This is a genomic window from Saccharothrix sp. AJ9571 (assembly GCF_021725495.1).
Classification (GTDB): Bacteria; Actinomycetota; Actinomycetes; order Mycobacteriales; family Pseudonocardiaceae; genus Amycolatopsis; species Amycolatopsis magusensis.
The window spans coordinates 1,802,947-1,824,886 of record NZ_CP091382.1 but is presented as its reverse complement, the minus strand read 5'-3'; the positions used below and the strand labels follow the sequence as shown (position 1 = coordinate 1,824,886).

Sequence of the window (21,940 nt, the reverse complement as noted above, 5' to 3'; positions counted from 1 at the left end):
ACTGAGAGGACGGAACGTGACCTCCGACAACGGCACAGGCAGCGGTCAGGAGCTGACCGACCTTTCCGACGCGCAGGTGGTCGAGGCCGTCGACGGTGCGGACACCGTCGACAGCGACGACGAAACCACCGAGCCGGTAGAGGCGGACAGCTCCGACGAGCCGGCCGAAGACGCGGCGGCCACGGAACCGGCCGAGGAGCTCCAGGAGCCCGAAGCCGACGAGGACGAGGACCCGGTCGCCAAGCTGCGCGCGGAACTCCGCGCCGCGCCCGGCGAGTGGTACGTGGTGCACTCGTACGCGGGTTACGAGAACAAGGTCAAGACCAATCTCGAGACCCGTACCCAGACGCTGGACGTCGAGGAGTACATCTTCCAGATCGAGGTGCCCACCGAGGAGGTCACCGAGATCAAGAACGGCCAGCGCAAGCTGGTGCAGCGCAAGGTGCTGCCCGGTTACATCCTGGTCCGGATGGAGCTGAACGACGCTTCCTGGAGCGCGGTCCGCAACACCCCCGGGGTCACCGGTTTCGTCGGCGCCACCTCGCGCCCGTCGCCGCTGACCATCGAAGAGGTGCTGAAGTTCCTCGCGCCGCAGGTCGAGAAGGCCGCCCCGGCCAAGAGCAAGGGCGAGTCCGCGACGACGGAGGCCCCGCTCGGCGGCGGTACCGTCGAGGTGGACTTCGAGGTCGGCGAGTCGGTCACGGTGATGGACGGCCCGTTCGCCACCCTGCCCGCCACGATCAGCGAAGTGAACGCCGACGGGCAGAAGCTGAAGGTCCTGGTGTCGATCTTCGGCCGGGAGACCCCGGTCGAGCTGTCGTTCAACCAGGTCTCCAAGATCTGACGGCTCGGCTGTCGAGCCGGCAGTCCCCGCGTACTGGCAGGTGTGCGGGGGACTTGATAGTGAGAAGGACACGAAGCAATGCCACCCAAGAAGAAGAAGCTTGCAGCGATCATCAAGCTGCAGATCTCGGCGGGGGCCGCGAACCCGGCTCCGCCGGTCGGCCCCGCGCTGGGTCAGCACGGCGTCAACATCATGGAGTTCTGCAAGGCCTACAACGCGGCGACTGAGTCCCAGCGCGGCAACGTGGTGCCGGTCGAGATCTCCGTGTACGAGGACCGGTCGTTCGACTTCAAGCTGAAGACGCCGCCGGCCGCGAAGCTGCTGCTGAAGGCCGCGGGCGTGGAGAAGGGCTCCGGCGAGCCGCACAAGACCAAGGTCGCCAAGGTCACCTGGGACCAGGTCCGCGAGATCGCCGAGACCAAGAAGAGCGACCTCAACGCCAACGACATCGACCAGGCCGCGAAGATCATCGCCGGCACCGCCCGTTCCATGGGCATCACGGTCGAGGGCTGACCCACCGCACCACCGTGGCAGGGCCAGGCGCTGGCCCGGACCACAACTGATCCATTCTTGAGCACGCTAGTGAAGGACAGGGCATGACCAAGCGCAGCAAGGCCTATCGCCAGGCCTCCGAGCTGATCGACCGCGAGCGGCTGTACGCCCCGCTCGAGGCCGCCAAGCTCGCCAAGGAGACCTCCAAGACCAAGATGAACGCCACCGTCGAGGTCGCCATGCGCCTCGGGGTGGACCCCCGCAAGGCCGACCAGATGGTCCGCGGCACCGTGAACCTGCCGCACGGCACCGGTAAGACCGCCCGCGTCATCGTCTTCGCCACCGGCGACAAGGCCGCCGAGGCCGAAGCCGCCGGCGCGGACGCGGTCGGCACCGACGAACTGATCGAGCGCATCCAGGGTGGCTGGCTCGACTTCGACGCCGCGATCGCGACGCCGGACCAGATGGCGAAGGTCGGGCGCATCGCCCGGATCCTCGGCCCGCGTGGCCTGATGCCGAACCCGAAGACCGGCACGGTGACCCCCGCGGTCGCCAAGGCCGTCGCCGACATCAAGGGCGGGAAGATCAACTTCCGCGTCGACAAGCAGGCCAACCTGCACCTGGTGATCGGCAAGGCTTCGTTCGACACCGACAAGCTGGTGGAGAACTACGCCGCTGCGCTGGACGAGATCCTGCGCGCCAAGCCGTCGTCGGCGAAGGGCCGGTACCTGAAGAAGGTCACCTTCACCACGACCATGGGCCCCGGCATCCCGGTGGACCCGGCTCGCACCCGCAACCTCCTCTCCGAGGACGCGAACGTCTGAGTCGCTTGAAGCAAGGAAAAGGGGCGGTCCCGCGGGACCGCCCCTTTTTTTCGTGTGTTCAGAGGGTGGCGAGCTGGGCTTCCAGCTGGTCCGCGAGCTTGTTCATGATCTTCGCGTAACTGGCGTAGCTGAGCGGGGCGACGGCGTCCCACTCGACGAAGCGGTCGTTCGCGGCGGCGGGCATCGCGGCGAACACCGGGTTCGCCTTGAGCTGCGCGGGCGGGATCGAGGCGGGCCGCGTGTCCCACATCAGGATGTCGGCCTGGTACTTGTCCGCGCGTTCCCAGGACAGGATCTCGAAGTAGCCGCCGCCGGTGGTGTCCGGCGCGTCCGGGGTCCGGATCGGCAGGCCGAGGCCCTCGGTGTAGTAGGCGAGGTCGGGGTTGCGGCCGGGGACCACCACGAAGTACTGGTCGGGCAGGCCGCCGACGGCCAGGATGCTGCGGTTCTCCGCCTTCATCCGGGTGCCGATGTCCCGGACCCGCTGGGTGGCTGCCTGGAACGCCTGCTCGTCGGCCTTGACCCGCTCGGAGTCGACGTCACCGCCGAGGCTGCGGGCGAGGTCCTTGTAGCGGGAAATGGTCTTGGGCAGGTCGGCGCCGGACTGGACGATGCCCGCGGTCGGGGTGATCTCCAGTGCGCGCTTCTCCTGGTCCTCCTTGAGGTGCCAGAGGCCGGGGAACTCGGCGTACTTGCCGCTGACCAGCAACTCCGGCTGGAGCGACGCGAGTCGTTCGAGGTTCAGCTCGCCGTAGGCCGGGCCGGTCACGTCGGTCACCTCGGACGGCACCAGGCTGCCCGCCTCCGGCTCGACCGTGCCGTCGGGGCGGGTGAGGGGACCGAAGGTGCCGGTCACCTTCACCCCGAAGTCCTTCAACGCCGCCGCCGAAGACACCTGGGCGACGACTCGCTGTGGCGTGGCGGCGGCGGTCACCGTGGTGCCGCGGTCGTCGGTGAAGGACCAGCCAGTGGCGGCTGGAGTGGCTGCCTCTTCGGAACCGCAGGCCGTGAGGGATATGAGCGCGATGGCCACCGTCGCCACCAGCGTCTTGCTGCGCAATGGAACAACCTCCGTCAAGTTAGGTAAGTAGACCCTAACCTCGACGGTGGCCCGATTCGGACACCTGTGACGAGCATCAGTTGGACGGCGGCACACTCGGCTTGACAGCCGGGCACGGATTGGGTTCCTTCTCGTGCCCGGTGATCAGCCATTGCTCGTGCTCGACCATCGTGACAGTGAAGGCACCGAGGGATGGGCCGCCCTTCACCGTGTAGCTGCAGGAACTGATCCGCATGGTGCTCTGGATGGGTACGTCGGACCGCTTCTTGATCGACTCCGCGTAGTCGTTGTCGTGGGTGACGAGGGCGTTCAAAGCCGTAGCCGCGGCTTTGCAGTCCGGGAAGCCCATGTTGACCGCGAACTGCTGCCTGGCTTGCTCGTCGAAGAGGTTGCAGGTGTCTGTCGCGTCGTTTTGCGCGATGTGGTCGTAGACCCCGCGTACGGACTCGTAGGGGGTCGGCGCGAGGAGTGGGCGCTCCTGGTAGTTGCCGCCACCTGTCTCCGCGGCCGGACGGTTGTCTTCCTCGCCCGTGCCGAAGAAGTGGTTGTAAGCGAGCTTGCCCGCGATCAGCAGCACGATGAGCAGGAGCAAGGCGCTCAGCAACTTGCCGCCGAACCGCTTCAGCCAGCGAGGCACCGCCACCTTGGGGGGAGGCGGCGGGGGTGGCTGCTGCGCAGGGAGCCACTGCTGCTGACTCGGCTGGGGCAGCGGCGGCGGGTACTGCTGACTCAGCTCACCACCCGACTGCTGTGCCGGCGGTTGCGGTGTCGGCTCGCCACCGGGCTGCTGGGCGACTTCGCCGCCCTGCTGGTTTTTCTGGGCCTCGGAGAACTTGAGGAACTCCTGGAATTGCTGGAACTGCTGGAATTGGCGCAGCTGCTCCGGGTCGGCGGGTGGGGTCGGGTCCGCCCGGCGGGCAGGTTCGACCTCGGCCCCGGGGTGCTCTTCTCCACGCTGGTCCGCCACGCGTCCATGATGCCGGTCCGGGCGCGCCCCGTCTGCCCGCCACCCTGCTTTCGCGGGCAAAAGCAGGGTGGCCGCGAAGCGCCCGCGCGGGCCACGTATAGTTGTCGACGGTTCTACCGAAGACCGCTGGTCTTCCCTGGGCGAAAGCCCCGGGAACGAAGGTCCCCCAAGTTTGGCGGGCGGCCCGCGCAGGAGGAACGTGGCTGGCCGTCTCGCACGGCCGTTGACGCCCCGCGCCTGTCTGCGCTGGGGCGTTTTGTCGTTCCAGGGGTTCCTCCACGGCGGTCACTAGCCAAGAGAGGAGGCGACCATGGCGAAGCCCGACAAGGTGACGGCCGTCGCCGAGATCGCGGACAGGTTCCGTACGAGCTCGGCCACCGTTGTCACCGAGTACACCGGCCTCTCCGTCGCCCAGCTGTCGCAGCTGCGTGTCGCTCTCGGCTCCAGTGCCAAGTACCGCGTCGCGAAGAACACCCTCGTCCAGCGCGCTGCGCAGGAAGCCGGTGTCCAGGGTCTGGATGACCTCTTCGTCGGCCCGACCGCGATCGCCTTCGTCGAAGGTGAAGCGGTCGACGCCGCGAAGGCGCTCCGTGACTTCGCGAAGGACAACAACGCCCTGGTCATCAAGGGCGGCTACATGGACGGACGGCCCCTCAGCGTCGCCGAGATCAACCGCCTGGCGGATCTCGAAAGCCGCGAGGTGCTGCTCTCCAAGGCCGCCGGCGCGTTCAAGGCCAAGTTGTCCCAGGCTGCCGCGCTGTTCCAGGCGCCGGCTTCCCAGGTCGCCCGGCTCGCCGCCGCGCTCGAAGAGAAGCGCCGTGGCGAAGAGGGCGACGCGGGCGAAGCACCTGCCGAAAGCTGAATTCCATCCCCTGAACTCTAAGTTCACATCCAGAGAGGAACGCCATCATGGCGAAGCTGAGCACCGACGAACTGCTCGACGCCTTCAAGGAGCTGACGCTGCTTGAGCTGTCCGAGTTCGTGAAGCAGTTCGAGGAGACCTTCGACGTCACCGCCGCCGCGCCGGCCGCCGTCGTCGCCGCCGCCCCGGGTGCGGGTGCCGCCCCGGCCGCCGAGGAGCAGGACGAGTTCGACGTCGTCCTCGAGTCGGCCGGCGAGAAGAAGATCCAGGTCATCAAGGTCGTCCGCGAGGTCGTCTCGGGCCTGGGCCTGAAGGAAGCCAAGGACCTGGTCGAGGGTGCGCCCAAGGCCATCCTGGAGAAGGTCGACAAGGAGGCCGCGCAGGCCGCCAAGGAGAAGCTCGAGGGCGCCGGCGCCAAGATCACCCTCAAGTGATCTCACGCTGACCCACGCGAAAAGGGGCGAGCACCGCGAGGTGCTCGCCCCTTTTTCGTCGGCACCCACCGGATGGGTGCGCGAGTGCGGCGAATGGGCTACGGTGCTGCCACCGCGCCCGACCCAGCCCCGCGGGAAAACTCGTGAGTAACCTGTGTCCACCCTGCTCGTTGCTACACCAGGGTGGGTACGAGAGCCGACGATGAAGACTGCTCCTGGAGGTGCGATGGGTGCCGAGGTGGTCGTCGAGGGTCTGACGAAGTCCTTCGGAAGGCAGGCCATCTGGCGGGACGTGACACTGAGCCTGCCGCCAGGCGAGGTCTCGGTGCTGCTGGGCCCGTCGGGAACCGGGAAGTCGGTGTTCCTGAAGTCGATGATCGGCCTGCTCAAGCCCGAGCGCGGCAGCTGCATGATCAACGGCGTGGACATCGTCCGGTGCTCGGAATCGAAGCTGTACGAAACGCGCAAACTGTTCGGCGTGCTGTTCCAGGACGGCGCGCTCTTCGGTTCGATGAACCTCTACGACAACGTCGCTTTCCCGCTTCGCGAGCACACCAAGAAGTCGGAAACCGAAGTCAAGCGGATCGTGCTGGAAAAGCTCGAAATGACCGGTCTGTCCGGCGCGGAAAAGAAACTCCCCGGCGAGATCTCCGGTGGGATGCGCAAGCGCGCCGGCCTGGCCCGCGCGCTGGTGCTGGACCCCGAGATCATCCTGGTCGACGAGCCGGACTCCGGCCTCGACCCGGTGCGCACCACCTACATCAGCCAGCTGTTCATCGACGTGAACACGCAGATCGACGCCACCTTCCTGATCGTCACGCACAACATCAACCTGGCGCGCACGGTCCCGGACAACATCGGCATGCTCTTCCGCAAGGAACTGGTCATGTTCGGCCCGCGCGAGGTGCTGCTCACCAGTGAGGAGCCGGTGGTCAAGCAGTTCCTGAACGGCCGGATGGACGGCCCGATCGGGATGAGCGAGGAAAAGGACTCCGCCACCCTGGCCGCGGAGAAGGCCATGTTCGAGGCGGGGCACCACGCCGGTGGCGTGGAGGATGTGCACGGCGTGCCGCCGCAGATGCAGCCGACCCCCGGCCTGCCGGAGCGCCAGGGCGCCCGCCGCCGCCAGGACCGCGTGATGCGCAACCTGCACACGCTGCCCGCGGCCGCGCAGGAGAAGGTCATCGAGTCGCTTTCGCCGGAGGAGCAGCGGCACTACGGTGTGCGCCCGCACCGGCTGGTCGGCGCCAGAGCGCAGCCGCAGTACCAGGGGCAGCCGCCGAACCAGCACACCGGGCAGCTCCCCACCGACCAGATCGCCAGCATGCCCAGCAGCGGCTGGCGTGATCCACGTGATCCCGGGCAGGGCGGTACATGAGTTCGGCCACCTCCGCCAAGATCCCCGGGATCGGCATGCTCCGCGAGACCGGGAAGCTGTTCGCGCTCGGCCTCGACGTCATCCGCGGGATGTTCCAGCGCCCGTTCCAGGTGCGCGAGTTCATCCAGCAGTCCTGGTTCATCGCCAGCGTCACGATCCTGCCGACGGCGCTGGTCGCCATTCCGTTCGGCGCGCTGGTCGCGCTGCAACTCGGCTCGCTGATCACCCAGCTCGGCGCGCAGTCGTTCATCGGCGCGGCGAGCGTGCTGGCGATCATCCAGCAGGCCGCCCCGATCGTGACCGCGCTGCTGGTCGCCGGTGCCGGTGGCTCGGCGATCTGCGCGGACATCGGCGCCCGCACCATCCGCGAAGAGATCGACGCGATGGAGGTGCTCGGCGTCTCCGCGGTGCAGCGGCTGATCGTGCCGCGCGTGCTCGCCTCGATGCTCGTCGCGGTGCTGCTCAACGGCGTGGTCAGCGTCATCGGCGTGCTCGGCGGATACTTCTTCAACGTGGTGCTGCAGGGCGGTACGCCGGGTGCCTACCTGGCCAGCTTCTCCGCGCTGGCCCAGTTGCCCGACCTCTGGATCAGCGAGCTGAAGGCGCTCATCTTCGGGTTCATCGCCGGGGTGGTGGCGGCCTACCGCGGGCTGAACCCGCCGCCGGGGCCGAAGGGCGTCGGTGACGCGGTCAACCAGGCCGTGGTGATCACCTTCCTGCTGCTGTTCTTCGTCAACTTCATCCTGACCCTGCTCTACCTGCAGGTCGTTCCGGCGAAGGGGAGCTAGAGATGGCCATTCGCCACGCCTTCGGCGAGGGCGCGCGCCGGGTGGTGAACGCCCCGCTCGGCCTGCTCGACCAGCTCGGGGACCAGCTGTCGTTCTACCTCCGCGCGCTGGCCTGGGTCCCGCAGTCGCTGCGCAAGTACATGAAGGAGACGATGCGGCTGCTCGCCGAGGTGAGCTTCGGCTCCGGCGCGCTGGCCGTGATCGGCGGCACGGTCGGCGTGATGGTCGGCCTGACCGTGTTCACCGGTGTGGTGGTCGGCCTGCAGGGCTTCGCCGCGCTGGACCAGATCGGCACCGCGGCCTTCGCCGGGTTCGCCTCCGCCTACATCAACACCCGCGAGATCGCGCCGCTGGTCGCCGGGCTGGCGCTGTCGGCGACGGTCGGCGCCGGGTTCACCGCCCAGCTGGGCGCGATGCGCATCTCCGAGGAGATCGACGCGCTGGAAGTGATGGGCGTGCCGAGCCTGCCGTACCTGGTCACCACCCGGATCATCGCCGGGTTCATCGCGGTGATCCCGCTGTACATCATCGGGCTGCTGATGTCCTACCTCGGCTCGCGAATAGTCACGGTGTACTTCTACGGGCAGTCCGCAGGCACCTACGACCACTACTTCAACCTGTTCCTGCCACCCGAAGACGTGTTCATCTCCTTCGTCAAGGTGCTGATCTTCGCGGTGATCATCATCCTGTCGCACTGCTACTACGGCTACCGCGCCAGCGGCGGCCCGGCGGGCGTCGGCGTGGCCGTCGGCCGGGCGGTGCGGACCACGATCGTCACCGTGGCGATCGTCAACTTCTTCATCGGGTTCGCCATCTGGGGGACCACCACGACGGTGAGGATCGCCGGATGAGCACCCTTCGCAAGCGGCTGCTCGGGCTCGCGTTCATCGTGGTGATGATCGGCGGGGTCACCCTGAGCATCGCCATGTACAACAAGGCGTTCAGCACCTTCGTGCACGTCAAGCTGCAGGCCGACAAGGTGGGCAACCAGCTGGCCCGCCAGTCGGACGTCAAGGTGCGCGGGCTGATCGTCGGCGTGGTCGCCGACATCGCGCCCACGCCGGACGGCTCCGAGCTGACCCTGGAACTGGAGCCGGAGTCGGCGCAGCTGATCCCCGCCAACGTCTCCGCGCGGTTCCTGCCGAAGACGCTGTTCGGCGAGCGGTTCGTGTCGCTGGAGATCCCGGAGAACGCCGACCAGGCCCGGATCGCCGACGGCGACGTGATCCCGCAGGACCGCAGTTCCAGCGCGGTCGAGCTGTCGCAGGCCTTCGAGCACCTGCTCCCGGTGCTGCAGGCGGTGCAGCCGCAGAAGCTGTCGAGCACGCTTTCGGCGATCTCCACCGCGCTGCAGGGCCGCGGCGAGCCGCTCGGCGAGACGCTGAGCGAACTCGGCCAGTACGTCGGCGACCTGAACCCGCACCTGCCGGAGTTGCAGCACAACCTGGAGGAGCTGGCGAAGTTCTCCGACAACTTCTCCGACAGCGCGCCGGAACTGGTGCAGGCGCTGGACAACCTGACCACCACCACCGGCACGATCGCCGAGCAGAAGCAGAACCTCGAGTCGCTGTACGGCAACCTGACCAACGCCTCGGTGGACCTCGGATCGTTCCTCTCGGCGAACAAGTCGAACCTCATCGCGCTCGCCGACACCGCGCGCCCGACGGCGGAGCTGCTGGCGAAGTACGCGCCGGAGTACCCGTGCGTGATCGGGCAGATGGCCGGCGTGCTGCCGCGGATCGACGAGGCGCTCGGCAAGGGCACCGGCAGGCCGGGGCTGCACGCGACCATCGAGATCGTGGTGAACCGCGGCCCGTACAAGCCGGGCCAGGACGAGCCGGAGTTCAACGACAAGCGCGGGCCGCGGTGCTACGACATGAAGCAGTTCCCGCAGCCCTTCCCGCAGCACCCGCCGGAAGGCCCGATCGACGACGGCAGCAAGCACCCGCCGGCCGCCCGCTCGCAGAACGACGGCCTGCTGCCGCCCGCCAACGCGGCGAACGCGGTCGGCCTCGGCGGTGGCGCGTCCGGTGGCGAGCTGGCCTACAGCCCCGCTGAGCAGCGCTTCCTCGCCGAACTGCTGGGCATGCAGGCCGGGGTGGACGCCGCGCAGGTGCCGGATTGGAGCGGATTGCTCGTGGGACCGCTGTACCGCGGTGCGGAGGTGATCGTGAAGTGAAGATGACCGCATCCCTGATCAAGCTGATCATCTTCATCGTGGTCACCGTGTTGTTCACCGCGGTGCTCGGCATCAGCATCGCCAACCTGAACCTGAGCAACACGGCCACCTACACCGCGCGCTTCACCGACGCGACGCTGGTGCTGCCCAACGACGACGTGCGGATCGCCGGGGTCCGCGTCGGCCAGGTGTCCGACGTGCGGATCGTGGACCGGCGCCAGGCGGAGGTGGAGTTCGAGGTCGACGCCGGGCGCAAGCTGCCCGCCGGGGTCACCGCGACGATCAAGTTCCGCAACCTGGTCGGCCAGCGCTACATCGCGCTCGGCCAGGGCGCCGGCACGGCCGGGGACACGCTGCCCGAGGGCGGCACCATCCCGCTGGAGCGCACCAAACCCGCACTGGACCTGACCGAGCTGTTCAACGGGTTCAAGCCGCTGTTCCGCGCGCTGAACCCCGAGGACATGAACAAGCTGTCCTACCAGGTCATCCAGGTGCTGCAGGGCGAAGGCGGCACGGTGGAGAGCCTGCTCGCCCACACCGCCTCGCTGACCAGCACGATCGCCGAGAAGGACCAGGTGATCGGCGAGGTGATCACCAACCTCAACGGCGTGCTGGACACCATCAACCAGCGCACCCCGCAGCTGTCCGACCTGATCGCCACGCTGCAGCGGCTGGTCACCGGCCTGGCCGAGGACCGCAAGCCGATCGGCGACGCGATCGACTCACTCGGCGGGCTGGCCGAGACCACCTCGGGCCTGCTCACCGAGGCCCGTGAGCCGCTGAAGAACGACATCGCCGCGCTGGGCGAGCTGACCGAGAACCTGAACGAGAACGAGCCGGTGGTGGAGCACTTCATCCAGTTCCTGCCGCACAAGGTGGCCACGCTGAGCCGGACCGCCGACTACGGCTCCTGGTTCAACTTCTTCCTGTGCGAGGCGCAGGGCAGCGTGTCGCTGCCGCCGCTGATCAGCCAGCCGATCAACGTGCCGATCGCGCCGGTCAACCGGGAGCGGTGTGGCGCATGAAGAGCTTCCAGCAACGCAACCCCGTCCCCATCGCGCTGGGCGGCATCGCGGTGATCCTGCTCGGCGTGCTCGCCGCGCTGAACTCCGAGGACCTGCCGGTGATCGGCGGCGGCACCAGCTACACCGCCGAGTTCGGGGAGGCGGCCGGCCTGGTCGCCGACGACGAGGTCCGGATCGCCGGGGTCAAGGTCGGCGCGGTCTCCGACATCGAACTGGCCGGGGACAAGGTCCGGGTCTCGTTCAAGATCAAGGACGCCTGGCTGGGTGACAAGACGAGCGCGGCGATCAAGCTGAAGACCCTGCTCGGGCAGAAGTACCTGGCGCTCGACCCGATCGGCGACGAGGTGCTCGACCCCGGTGTGGCGATCCCGCGGGAGCGCACCGCCTCGCCGTACGACGTGCTGGACGCCTTCCGCGGCCTGTCCGAAACCGTCGACGAGATCGACACGACCCAGCTGGCGAAGAGCTTCGACGTGCTGTCGGACACCTTCTCCGACACCCCGGACGACGTGAAGGGCGCGCTTTCCGGGCTCTCGGAGCTGTCCGACACCATCGCCAAGCGCGACGACCAGCTCGCCCAGTTGCTGGCCAACACCAAGCAGGTCAGCCAGACGCTGGTCGACCGAGACGCCGAGGTGACCAAGCTGATCGCCGACGGCAACCTGCTGCTCGACGAGGTCGGCAAGCGCAAGGAGGCGATCAGCTCGCTGCTCGAGGGCACCAAGACCCTGTCGAGGGAACTGCGCGGGCTGATCGAGGACAACGACGCGCAGCTGGACCCGGTGCTCACCCAGCTCGACCAGCTCACCTCGATGCTGGAGCGCAACCAGGACTCACTGGAAGCGGGCCTGCGCGAGTTCGCCCCGTTCATCCGGGTGTTCACCAACACCATCGGCAACGGCCGCTGGTTCGACAATTACATCTGCGGCCTGCTGCTGCCGTCCGTCGGCCCGATCAACGAAGACGGGTGCAACGCGAAATGACCGATACCCGTTTCGGAATGAACCTGGCCCGCTGGCTCAGCGTGGCCTGCGTGCTGGCGCTGCTGGTGGCAGGCGGCCTGTGGTGGACGCTGAAGGACCCGGGCCGCAAGCACCTGACCGCCTGGTTCCCCACCGCGATCGGCCTGTACGAGGGCAACGGCGTGCGCATGCTCGGCGTGCAGATGGGCACCGTGGAGAAGGTCGAGCCGCTCGGCGACCGGGTGCGCGTGACCATGGAGTACGACCGCGCGGTCGCCGTGCCCGCCGAAGCGCAGGCGGTGATCGTGGCGCCGTCGCTGGTCAGCGACCGCTACGTGCAGCTGACCCCGGCGCACACCGGCGGCCCGGTGATCGAGGAGGGCGCGACCATCCCGCTCGAGCGCACCGCGGTGCCGCTCGAGGTGGACGACCTCTACGCCAGCCTCAGCCGGGTCAGCCAGGCGCTCGGGCCGAACGGGGTGAACAAGGACGGCTCGCTGTCGACCCTGCTGACCACGCTCGCCGAGAACTTCGACGGCAACGGCAAGGCGCTGCACGACACGATCACCCGGCTCGGCCAGGCATCGGGCACGCTGGCGGGCAACAAGGACGACCTGTTCGCCACCGTGCGGAACCTGGGCGACTTCTCCACCACGCTGGCCGGCAGCGACGGGCAGATCCGCGACTTCGAGCGCCAGCTCGCCGACGTCACCGGCTTCCTGGCCGACGAACGCGGCAGCCTGGCCGAGACGGTCCAGCAGCTGGGCCCGACGCTGGAGCAGGTGCAGGCCTTCGTGGAGAAGAACCGCGACAAGCTCAAGTCCAATGTGGACAAACTGGCCAGCATCACCAGGACGCTGGTGGACCAGCGCGGCTCGCTGGCCGAGATCCTGGACGTGGCGCCGGTCGGCCTCGGCAACCTGGTCAACACCTACAACGCCTCGTCCGGCACGCTCGACGCCAGGGCCAACCTGAACGAGCTGACCCAGCCGCCGGTGCTGATGGTGTGCAACCTGCTCAAGCAGACGCCGGACCAGCTCGACCTGGTCGGGGACCTGTGCAAGGGTCTGCAGCCGGTGCTCGACGGCGCGCTGCCGCTGCCGTCGGTGGCGCAGGTGGTGGCCGCGGCCAAGAAGGGCGAGGCACCGCCACTGCCCCTGCCGCTGGTCGACGTGATGTCGGGAGGTGCCCGGTGAAGCGCAGCGCCTCCTCCGCTCTTGCCGGGGGTTCCGGGGTCGCCCCCCGGAAATCGCTGGCCGCGCTCGGCGCCGCCGCCGCGATGACCCTGTCCGGCTGCGGGTTCACCGGCATCTACGACATCCCGCTGCCCGGTGGCGCCGACCTCGGCGACCACCCGTACACCGTCAAGGTGCAGTTCCGCGACGTGCTCGACCTGATCCCGCAGGCCGGGGTCAAGGTCAACGAGGTGCCGGTCGGCCGGGTGGAGGGCATCGCGCTCTCGCCGGACGGCTGGACCGCCGAGGTCAGCCTCCTGGTCAACGGGAACGTGGAGCTGCCGTCCAACGCGCTGGCGAACCTGCGGCAGTCGAGCCTGCTCGGCGAGAAGTACGTCGAGCTGAGCCCGCCCGCCGAGGCCAAGGCCGGCGAGCGGCTCGCCGACGGCATGCTCATCCCGATCGAGCGGACGAACCGCAACGTCGAGGTCGAAGAGGTGCTCGGCGCGCTGTCGATGCTGCTCAACGGCGGTGGCGTGGAGCAGCTCAACACCATCACCAAGGAGCTGAACGCGGCCACCGAGGGCCGCGCGCCGGACCTGAAGAACCTGCTCAACAACGCCAACGACCTGGTCACCAGCCTGGACGAGCAGTCGGGGAACATCACCCGCGCGCTGGACGGGCTGAACCGCCTGTCGTCCACGCTGAACGGCCAGCGCGACCAGATCGCCGGCGCGCTGGACAACCTCGGGCCGGGGCTCAAGACGCTGGAGGAGCAGCGCGGGCAGCTGGTCACCATGCTGCAGGCGCTCAACGACCTCTCCGCGGTCGCCACCGACACGGTGAACAAGAGCCAGGAAGACCTGGTGGCCAACCTCAAGGCGCTGCAGCCGACGCTGGAGAAGCTCGGTGAGGCCGGTTCCGACCTGCCGAAGGCGCTCGAACTGCTGCTGACCTTCCCGTTCAGCGACGCGGCCGTCGACGGCGTCAAGGGCGACTACTTCAACCTCTACGCCAAGATCGACCTGAACCTCAACGAGATCCTGGCGAACCTGGGCCGCAGCAGGCAGAACCCGTTGCAGGACATCCTGCCCGAGGACCTCGGCCTCACCGGCGGGCGCGACGGGGTCGACCCGAACGCGCCCCCGCTGCTGCCGCTGCCCACGTCCACGCCGATCGTCGGGGGCGGCGTGCCCAGCGCGCCGACCGGCGGCCAGGCCCCGGCGCCGCAGCAGAGCGGCATCGGCGGCATCTTCGACGTGCTTTCAGGAGGTGCCGGCTGATGTTGGTGCGCAGGACGAAGCTCCAGCTGGTGGCCTTCGTGGTGATCGCGGTGCTGTCCATCGTGTACGCGTTGTTCCGGTTCACCGACGTGGGCAAGGTCTTCGGTCAGGGCGGCTACACCGTGCACCTGCAGCTGAACGCCAGCGGCGGCATCTTCTCCAACGCCGAGGTGACCTACCGCGGGTACAACGTGGGCCGCGTCGGGCAGCTGTCGCTGACCGAACGCGGGCTGCAGGCCGACCTGGACATCGACCCCGACATGCCGCAGATCCCGTCGGACCTGCAGGCGCTGGTGATCAACCGGTCCGCGGTCGGCGAGCAGTTCGTCGACCTGCGGCCGAAGCACGAGGACGGGCCGTTCCTGGAGCAGGGCTCGGTGATCCCGGCGGATCGGGCGGTCACCCCGGTGCCCACCGACCAGGTGCTCGGCGACCTCGACAGCCTGGCCGCCTCGGTGCCCACCGACGCGCTGCGCACCGTGGTCGACGAGTCCTACGACGCCTTCACCGGCACGGGTGACGACCTCCAGGTGCTGATGGACACCGCCCGCGACTTCACCAGGGCCGCCCAGGAGAACCTGCCGGAGACGGTCAACCTGCTGGAACAGGGCGGGAAGGTGCTGGAGACGCAGAACGAGCTGTCCGGCTCATTCGCCTCGTTCAGCGGGGACCTGAACAAGCTGTCGGAGACGCTGAAGAACTCCGACGGCGACCTCCGCAAGCTGATCGGCGTCACCCCGCAGGTGGCGCAGCAGATCAGCGAGGTGGTCCAGGAGACCGGCCCGGGCCTCGGCGCGGTGGTGGCGAACCTGCTCACCACGTCGAACCTGCTGGTCACCCGGCTGGACGGGCTGGAGCAGGGGCTGGTGACCTACCCGCTGCTCTCGGTCGGCGCGCAGACGGTGGCGCCGGACGACGGCACCGCGCACCTCGGGCTGGCGCTCAACCTGTTCGACCCGCCGTCGTGCACCAAGGGCTACCGCGACGTGGACGAGTTCCGCACCGGCAACCGCCCGGAGGACCTCACCCCGCGGCAGGCGAAGACCGATGCGTACTGTGCGGAACCCAAGGGCAGCCCGATCAACGTCCGCGGTTCGCAGAACGCGCCGTACAACGGGGTGCCGGTGGTGCCGACCGACGAGGAGCTCAAGGCCAACGCCGACCGCTCCGAGGAGGAGCTGGCCGCCCTGCGCGGGGTGCCGGGCATCGCGGGCAGCCCCGGGCTGAGCCTGACCAGCCTGCCCTCGCTGTTCGGCCTGCCCGGCTGAGAGAAGTCTGGAGAGCTATGGATTCGGAGAAGGACCCGGTGGCCGACGAGGCCGTGGTGAAAACCGCGCCCCGGCCACGGGACCGCACGCGCCCGCTGCTGCTCGGCGCGGCCGCGCTGGCCACCGCGGCCTTCCTGGCCGCGGCGATCTTCGGCATCCAGTGGTGGGTCTCCGCCACCGGCGACGACGCCGAACTGGCCCAGGCGCGCGACGAGGTGCTGGTGGCGGGCACGGCCGCGGTGAAGGCGTTCACCGAGTTCGACTACAACAACCTCGACCAGTACTTCCAGAAGCAGCAGGAGCTGTCCACCGGCGCGATCCAGGAGCAGGCCCGCAACTCCGAGGGCAAGTTCCGCGAGGCGATCGGCCAGGCGCAGACGGTGGTGGTGACCACCGTGCAGGACATCGCGGTGGAGGAGCTGAACGAGCACGAGGGCAAGGCGACCTGCCTGGTGGCGCTGTCCACGGACGTGACGAAGGGCGCCGAGAAGGGCGTCAAGTCGCTGCGCGTGGAGATCGAGATGACCAGGGTCGGGGACGAGTGGAAGCTGTCGAGCATCGGCAACGTCCCCGTCGTCGGCGCTGGACAGCAGTGAGGAGCTTCTTCTGATGGCCAACCGTCGCCAGCCGCCCCGCCCCGGCAGCACCCCGGTGCGGCGGCCCAAGGTGGCCGGCATCCGCAGGCCCGGCGCGGAGTCCGAGACGCAGTCACCGAGTCGGCCGAGCCCGAAGCCGCGTTCGGAGCCTGAGGTCGTGGAGGCTGCTCCGGTCGAGGAGGAGGCCGTCGTCGATTCGGTTGAGCCGGTCGATTCGGTCGATTCGGAGGCTTCGCCTGAGCCGGTCGAGCCGGAGGCCTCGCCTGAGCCCCCGGTCGTGAAGGCGAAGCCGAGTCCACGCCCGAAGGCGCGGGACACCGGTGTGCCGAAGCCGACCTCGGAAGCCGAGGCCGAAGAGGTTCCCGAGCCGGCGTTCACCAAGGTGGTCTTCGACCAGCCGAAGCGGCCGAGCCGGTTGCTGTTGCCGTTGCTGCTGGTGGCCGCCGTGGCGTTCGCCGGGCTGGCGGTGTGGTTCAAGATCGAGGAGAGCGAGGTCTCCGCGGCGACGGACAACACCGCGCTGCTGGACGTGGCGAAGACCGCGCAGGTCAAGCAGGCCGTGACCAGTGCAGCCGAAGCGCTGTTCTCCTACGACTTCAACGACATCGCGAAGACCGAGAACGCGGCCAACGACCTGCTGGTCAACGACGAGGTGCGGCAGAAGTACAACGGCTTCATGGGCGAGGTGAAGCGGCTCGCGCCGGAGCAGAAGATGGTGGTGACCATGAAGGTCACGCGCAGCGCCGTGGTGATGATCGACGGTGACCGGGCCAAGGTGATGGTCTCCGCCGACCAGACCTCCACGCGCACCGCCCAGAACCAGACCTCCGCCGGCGGCGCCCAGATGTGGTTCACCACCGAACTGCGCGACGGCAAGTGGAAGATCACCGACCTGAACACCTACTCCGGCGGCCAGCCAGCCCAACCCACCACCCCCGCCCCCGCCCCACCCACCAACTAACCCCGACCCCCACACTCACACCCCCGACCCCCACGCTCAGGCACCCGAACCCCACGTTCAGACACCCGAACCCCACGTTCAGCACCGAACCCCACGTTCGGGAAGCCGAGTCCCACGCTCAGGCAGCCGAACTCCACGTTCGGGCATCCGAACTTCACGTTCAGGCAGCCGAGTCCCACACTCACGCATCTGAAGCCCACGTTCGGGCACCCGAGTCCCACACTGGGGCGCCCGAGTGCCACGTTCGGGCGGCGGGTTCAACACTCGTGCAGCCGAGTTCGGCACCGGGGCAGCCGCGCGCCACGTCGGGCTGCCGAACCCCACGTTCGGGTAGTTGTGTCCCACGTTCAGGGAGCCGAGTCCCACACTCAGGGGCCTGGATCCCACGTTCGGGCAAAGCCGTGCTCGGCCGGACCCCCGCTCGCTGCGAGACAACCTGGAGCAGCCTGGGCCCACGCTGACGGCAGGCGGGCCCCACGGGTGCCTGGAGTCACGCCAGGGCAGCGAGCCCACACTCGAGCCTGAGTGGGGAGTTCGGGCGCCCGAGTGTGGAGTTCAGCCGCACGAACGTGGAGTTCGAGCGCCCGAGTGTGGGACTCGGCTTTCTGAACGTGGGGTTCGGATGCCTGAACGCGAGGTTAGGCGCACGAACGTGGGGTTCGGGTGCGTGAGTGTGGGGTTCGGGTGCGTGAGCGTGGAGTTCGGGTGCACGAGGGTGGGGTTCGGGGGCGTGAGAGTCCGCTGGGGTGCCCGAGTTGTTTGGGGTCGGTGCCTCTGCAGCCACACGAGCCCCGGCTCGCGACCACCTCGCTCGGACGTCACGAAAGCCACATTCGGGACGTCAGATGTCACGAAAGCCACATTCGTGACACCCCTCCGCCCCCGCTAAAGGCCTGGTGGGAGCCCGCTCGAGGGGGCCGGTACGCTTGTGACTCTGTGCACAAGGGCACTGCACGCTCCGCCATCTGGCGGAAAAACCCGCCTTGAACCTGCGGTTTGGCGACCAGGCGGGAGTGGCATCTTGACTCGCGGTCTCCGGCGGGTCACGCTTACTCCCAACGGCCCGCCTCGTGCGGGAGGGCAGGGCCGAAGACACCGGGAAACCGGCGTCGTGGAAGGCAGGCGCATGAGGCTGGGCCCCCGTCGGGCGTGCCCCCTCGACAAGCGCGGCCTTCGGGGCTAGACTGCTTCTTTGCGCTGCCCTCTTTCAGGCTGCCCGAAGCAGGCAGCTAGGATGGTCGGCACCACCGCACCCTTGACAGCTCGTGTTACGCCCTGCTAGCGCGTCTGTCAGCCGCTCATTGTCCCTGGAAGGACGCATCTTGGCAGTCTCTCCCGCGAACCAGGCCACTGCTGCGACCACCTCGGCTGTATCTGCTTCGGAGTCTTCAGAGCTCGCGACCATCCCCGGCGCCCCCAAGCGGGTGTCGTTCGCGAAGATTCGCGAGCCGCTGAGTACTCCGAACCTGCTGGACGTGCAGATCCGGTCATTCGAATGGTTCACCGGCGACGAGGCGTGGTTCGAACGCCGCGTCGAGGAAGGCGAAGAGAACCCGGTCGGCGGTCTGGAGGAGGTCCTCAACGAGATCTCCCCGATCGAAGACTTCTCCGGCTCCATGTCCCTCTCCTTCTCCGACCCGCGCTTCGACGAGGTCAAAGCCTCCGTCGAGGAGTGCAAGGACAAGGACATGACGTACGCGGCGCCGCTGTTCGTCACCGCCGAGTTCGTCAACAACAACACCGGCGAGATCAAGAGCCAGACGGTCTTCATGGGTGACTTCCCGGTGATGACCGACAAGGGCACCTTCGTCATCAACGGCACCGAGCGTGTCGTGGTGTCCCAGCTGGTCCGCTCGCCCGGCGTCTACTTCGACTCCAACGTCGACAAGGCCACCGACAAGGACGTCTTCAGCACCCGCATCATCCCGAGCCGCGGCGCGTGGCTCGAGTTCGACGTGGACAAGCGCGACACCGTCGGCGTCCGCATCGACCGCAAGCGCCGCCAGCCGGTCACCGTGCTGCTGAAGGCGCTCGGCTGGACCACCGAGGCGATCCGCGAGCGCTTCTCCTTCTCCGAGACGCTGATGGCGACCCTCGAGAAGGACCACACCGCGGGCACCGACGAGGCCCTGCTCGACATCTACCGCAAGCTGCGCCCCGGCGAGCCGCCGACCAAGGAGAGCGCGCAGACCCTGCTGGAGAACCTCTTCTTCAAGGACAAGCGCTACGACCTGGCCAAGGTGGGCCGGTACAAGGTCAACAAGAAGCTGGGCCTGACCAGCCCGTACGACACCGGGACGCTGACCGAAGAGGACATCGTCTCCACCATCGAGTACCTGGTCCGGCTGCACGCCGGCGAGGACAAGATGACCGTCGGCGACCAGACCATCCCCGTCGAGACCGACGACATCGACCACTTCGGCAACCGCCGCCTGCGCACCGTCGGCGAGCTGATCCAGAACCAGATCCGGGTCGGCCTGTCCCGGATGGAGCGGGTCGTCCGCGAGCGGATGACCACGCAGGACGTCGAAGCGATCACCCCGCAGACCCTGATCAACATCCGCCCCGTGGTGGCGGCGATCAAGGAGTTCTTCGGCACCTCGCAGCTCTCGCAGTTCATGGACCAGAACAACCCGCTGTCCGGGCTGACCCACAAGCGCCGCCTGTCGGCGCTCGGCCCCGGTGGTCTGTCCCGTGAGCGCGCCGGCATGGAGGTCCGCGACGTCCACCCGTCGCACTACGGCCGCATGTGCCCGATCGAGACGCCGGAAGGCCCGAACATCGGCCTGATCGGCTCGCTGTGCTCCTACGCGCGGGTCAACCCGTTCGGCTTCATCGAGACCCCGTACCGCAAGGTCATCGAGGGCCGGGTCACCGACCAGGTCGACTACCTGACCGCCGACGAGGAAGACCGCTTCGTCAAGGCGCAGGCGAACGCCGCGATCGACAACGAGGGCAACTTCGTCGAGGACCGCGTCCTGGTCCGGAAGAAGGGCGGCGAGGTCGAGCTGATCGACCCGCTGGACGTGGACTACATGGACGTCTCGCCGCGCCAGATGGTGTCGGTCGCGACGGCGATGATCCCGTTCCTCGAGCACGACGACGCGAACCGCGCGCTGATGGGCGCGAACATGCAGCGCCAGGCCGTGCCGCTGCTGCGCAACTCGGCGCCGCTGGTCGGCACCGGGGTGGAGCTGCGGGCCGCGGTCGACGCCGGTGACGTGCTCGTCGCCGAGCAGGCCGGGGTGGTCGAGGAGCTCTCGGCCGACCTGATCACGATCATGCACGACGACGGCTCGCGGAAGAGCTACGGACTGTACAAGTTCCGCCGCTCGAACCACGGCACCTGCTTCAACCACCGCCCGATCGTCAACGAGGGCGACCGGGTCGAAAAGGGTCAGGTCATCGCCGACGGCCCGTCCACCGAGAACGGTGAGATGGCGCTCGGCAAGAACCTGCTCGTCGCGGTCATGCCGTGGGAGGGCCACAACTACGAGGACGCGATCATCCTGTCGCAGCGCCTCGTGCAGGACGACGTGCTCACCTCGATCCACATCGAAGAGCACGAGATCGACGCCCGCGACACCAAGCTCGGCGCCGAGGAGATCACCCGGGACATCCCGAACGTCTCCGAGGAGGTCCTGGCCGACCTCGACGAGCGCGGCATCATCCGCATCGGTGCCGAGGTCCGCGACGGCGACATCCTGGTCGGCAAGGTCACGCCCAAGGGTGAGACCGAGCTGACCCCGGAGGAGCGCCTGCTCCGCGCGATCTTCGGCGAGAAGGCCCGCGAGGTGCGCGACACCTCGCTGAAGGTGCCGCACGGCGAGACCGGCAAGGTCATCGGCATCCGGGTGTTCTCCCGCGAGGACGACGACGAGCTGCCCCCCGGCGTCAACGAGCTGGTCCGCGTCTACGTGGCCCAGAAGCGCAAGATCCAGGACGGCGACAAGCTCGCCGGCCGCCACGGCAACAAGGGCGTCATCGGCAAGATCCTGCCGGTCGAGGACATGCCGTTCATGGAGGACGGCACCCCGGTCGACGTCGTGCTGAACACCCACGGTGTGCCCCGTCGTATGAACATCGGCCAGATCCTCGAGTTGCACCTCGGGTGGCTGGCTTCGCAGGGCTGGAAGGTCGAGGGCAACCCCGACTGGGCGAAGAGCCTCCCGGCCGAACTGCACGACGTGGACCCCGGCACGAACACCGCCACCCCGGTGTTCGACGGCGCCAAGGAGGAGGAGCTGACGGGTCTGCTGTCGGCGACCAAGCCCAACCGCGACGGCGAGCGCATGGTCAAGCAGAACGGCAAGGCCACGCTGCTCGACGGCCGCTCCGGTGAGCCGTTCCCGTACCCGGTCTCGGTCGGCTACATGTACATCCTGAAGCTGCACCACCTGGTCGACGACAAGATCCACGCCCGCTCCACCGGCCCGTACTCGATGATCACCCAGCAGCCGCTGGGTGGTAAGGCGCAGTTCGGTGGCCAGCGCTTCGGTGAGATGGAGTGCTGGGCGATGCAGGCCTACGGCGCGGCCTACACGCTGCAGGAGCTGCTGACGATCAAGTCGGACGACGTGATCGGCCGGGTGAAGGTGTACGAAGCCATCGTCAAGGGCGAGAACATCCCGGAGCCGGGTATCCCGGAGTCGTTCAAGGTGCTGTTGAAGGAGCTGCAGTCGCTCTGCCTCAACGTGGAGGTCCTGTCCTCCGACGGTGCGGCGATCGAGATGCGCGACTCCGACGACGAGGACCTCGAGCGCGCCGCGGCGAACCTCGGCATCAACCTGTCCCGCAACGAGTCGCCCTCGGTGGACGACGTCGTTCAATGACCGCGCAAGC

At 68.2% G+C, this 21,940-nt stretch carries 19 protein-coding genes; 17 read left to right on the top strand and 2 right to left on the bottom strand.

Annotated elements, in window-relative coordinates:
• Positions 1-16: 16 nt before the first annotated feature.
• The 3 genes from nusG to rplA all read left to right on the top strand — a co-directional run bounded on the left by nusG (position 17) and on the right by rplA (position 2,160).
• Entirely contained in the window at positions 17-844 is an 828-nt protein-coding gene (gene nusG, locus L3Q67_RS07620; RefSeq protein WP_499188845.1) for a transcription termination/antitermination protein NusG, read from the top strand.
• A 78-nt stretch (positions 845-922) separates the two neighbouring features.
• A complete protein-coding gene (rplK, locus tag L3Q67_RS07615) occupies positions 923-1,357 on the top strand; it encodes a 50S ribosomal protein L11 (RefSeq protein ID WP_113695832.1) in 435 nt (144 codons plus the stop codon).
• Between the two features lie 83 nt (positions 1,358-1,440).
• A complete protein-coding gene (rplA, locus tag L3Q67_RS07610; protein ID WP_499188844.1) occupies positions 1,441-2,160 on the top strand; it encodes a 50S ribosomal protein L1 in 720 nt (239 codons plus the stop codon).
• 58 nt (positions 2,161-2,218) lie between these two features.
• On the opposite strand, the gene L3Q67_RS07605 is transcribed toward rplA, so the two are convergent.
• The gene (locus L3Q67_RS07605; protein WP_499188843.1) at positions 2,219-3,220 is read right to left on the bottom strand and encodes an ABC transporter substrate-binding protein; all 1,002 of its coding nucleotides are present in this window, start codon (positions 3,218-3,220) and stop codon (positions 2,219-2,221) included.
• Between the two features lie 76 nt (positions 3,221-3,296).
• Positions 3,297-4,187, bottom strand: a complete 891-nt coding sequence (locus tag L3Q67_RS07600; RefSeq protein ID WP_499188842.1) for a hypothetical protein — start codon at positions 4,185-4,187, stop codon at positions 3,297-3,299.
• A 310-nt stretch (positions 4,188-4,497) separates the two neighbouring features.
• Here L3Q67_RS07600 and rplJ point away from each other — a divergent pair, with 310 nt between their 5' ends.
• From rplJ to rpoB, 14 genes are all read left to right on the top strand, one after another.
• Complete coding sequence (gene rplJ, locus L3Q67_RS07595) at positions 4,498-5,049, top strand: 50S ribosomal protein L10 (protein ID WP_395894915.1); 552 nt, start codon at positions 4,498-4,500, stop codon at positions 5,047-5,049.
• Positions 5,050-5,096: 47 nt separating this feature from the next.
• Complete coding sequence (gene rplL / locus L3Q67_RS07590; protein WP_209663957.1) at positions 5,097-5,483, top strand: 50S ribosomal protein L7/L12; 387 nt, start codon at positions 5,097-5,099, stop codon at positions 5,481-5,483.
• A 226-nt stretch (positions 5,484-5,709) separates the two neighbouring features.
• Positions 5,710-6,861, top strand: coding sequence for an ABC transporter ATP-binding protein (locus L3Q67_RS07585; protein ID WP_499188841.1), 1,152 nt, complete (start codon positions 5,710-5,712; stop codon positions 6,859-6,861).
• Positions 6,858-7,649, top strand: a complete 792-nt coding sequence (locus L3Q67_RS07580; RefSeq protein WP_153036039.1) for an MlaE family ABC transporter permease — start codon at positions 6,858-6,860, stop codon at positions 7,647-7,649. Before L3Q67_RS07585 ends, L3Q67_RS07580 begins: the two co-directional genes overlap by 4 nt.
• 2 nt (positions 7,650-7,651) lie before the next feature.
• Positions 7,652-8,500, top strand: a complete 849-nt coding sequence (locus L3Q67_RS07575) for an MlaE family ABC transporter permease (protein ID WP_499188840.1) — start codon at positions 7,652-7,654, stop codon at positions 8,498-8,500.
• Complete coding sequence (locus tag L3Q67_RS07570; RefSeq protein WP_499188839.1) at positions 8,497-9,828, top strand: MCE family protein; 1,332 nt, start codon at positions 8,497-8,499, stop codon at positions 9,826-9,828. Before L3Q67_RS07575 ends, L3Q67_RS07570 begins: the two co-directional genes overlap by 4 nt.
• A gap of 2 nt (positions 9,829-9,830) precedes the next feature.
• Positions 9,831-10,853: an Mce/MlaD family protein gene (locus L3Q67_RS07565; RefSeq protein WP_499188838.1), complete on the top strand. Its 1,023-nt coding sequence runs from the start codon at positions 9,831-9,833 to the stop codon at positions 10,851-10,853.
• Positions 10,850-11,836 carry an Mce/MlaD family protein gene (locus L3Q67_RS07560; protein WP_499188837.1) on the top strand — a complete coding sequence of 329 codons (987 nt, stop codon included), beginning with the start codon at positions 10,850-10,852 and terminating at the stop codon, positions 11,834-11,836. The genes L3Q67_RS07565 and L3Q67_RS07560 overlap by 4 nt, the downstream gene beginning before the upstream one ends.
• Positions 11,833-13,011 (top strand): Mce/MlaD family protein, encoded by a 1,179-nt coding sequence (locus tag L3Q67_RS07555; RefSeq protein ID WP_499188836.1) that lies wholly within the window; start codon positions 11,833-11,835, stop codon positions 13,009-13,011. The genes L3Q67_RS07560 and L3Q67_RS07555 overlap by 4 nt, the downstream gene beginning before the upstream one ends.
• Positions 13,012-13,094: 83 nt before the next feature.
• Positions 13,095-14,273 (top strand): Mce/MlaD family protein, encoded by a 1,179-nt coding sequence (locus tag L3Q67_RS07550; RefSeq protein ID WP_499191459.1) that lies wholly within the window; start codon positions 13,095-13,097, stop codon positions 14,271-14,273.
• On the top strand, positions 14,273-15,541 hold the full coding sequence (locus L3Q67_RS07545; RefSeq protein ID WP_499188835.1) for an Mce/MlaD family protein: 1,269 nt from the start codon (positions 14,273-14,275) through the stop codon (positions 15,539-15,541). Before L3Q67_RS07550 ends, L3Q67_RS07545 begins: the two co-directional genes overlap by 1 nt.
• Before the next feature lie 17 nt (positions 15,542-15,558).
• Positions 15,559-16,137, top strand: coding sequence for an Rv1363c family protein (locus L3Q67_RS07540; protein WP_245369277.1), 579 nt, complete (start codon positions 15,559-15,561; stop codon positions 16,135-16,137).
• Positions 16,138-16,150: 13 nt separating this feature from the next.
• Entirely contained in the window at positions 16,151-17,098 is a 948-nt protein-coding gene (locus L3Q67_RS07535) for a hypothetical protein (RefSeq protein ID WP_499188834.1), read from the top strand.
• A gap of 1,322 nt (positions 17,099-18,420) precedes the next feature.
• Positions 18,421-21,930, top strand: a complete 3,510-nt coding sequence (rpoB, locus tag L3Q67_RS07530) for a DNA-directed RNA polymerase subunit beta (RefSeq protein WP_499188833.1) — start codon at positions 18,421-18,423, stop codon at positions 21,928-21,930.
• The last annotated feature ends 10 nt before the right edge of the window (positions 21,931-21,940 follow it).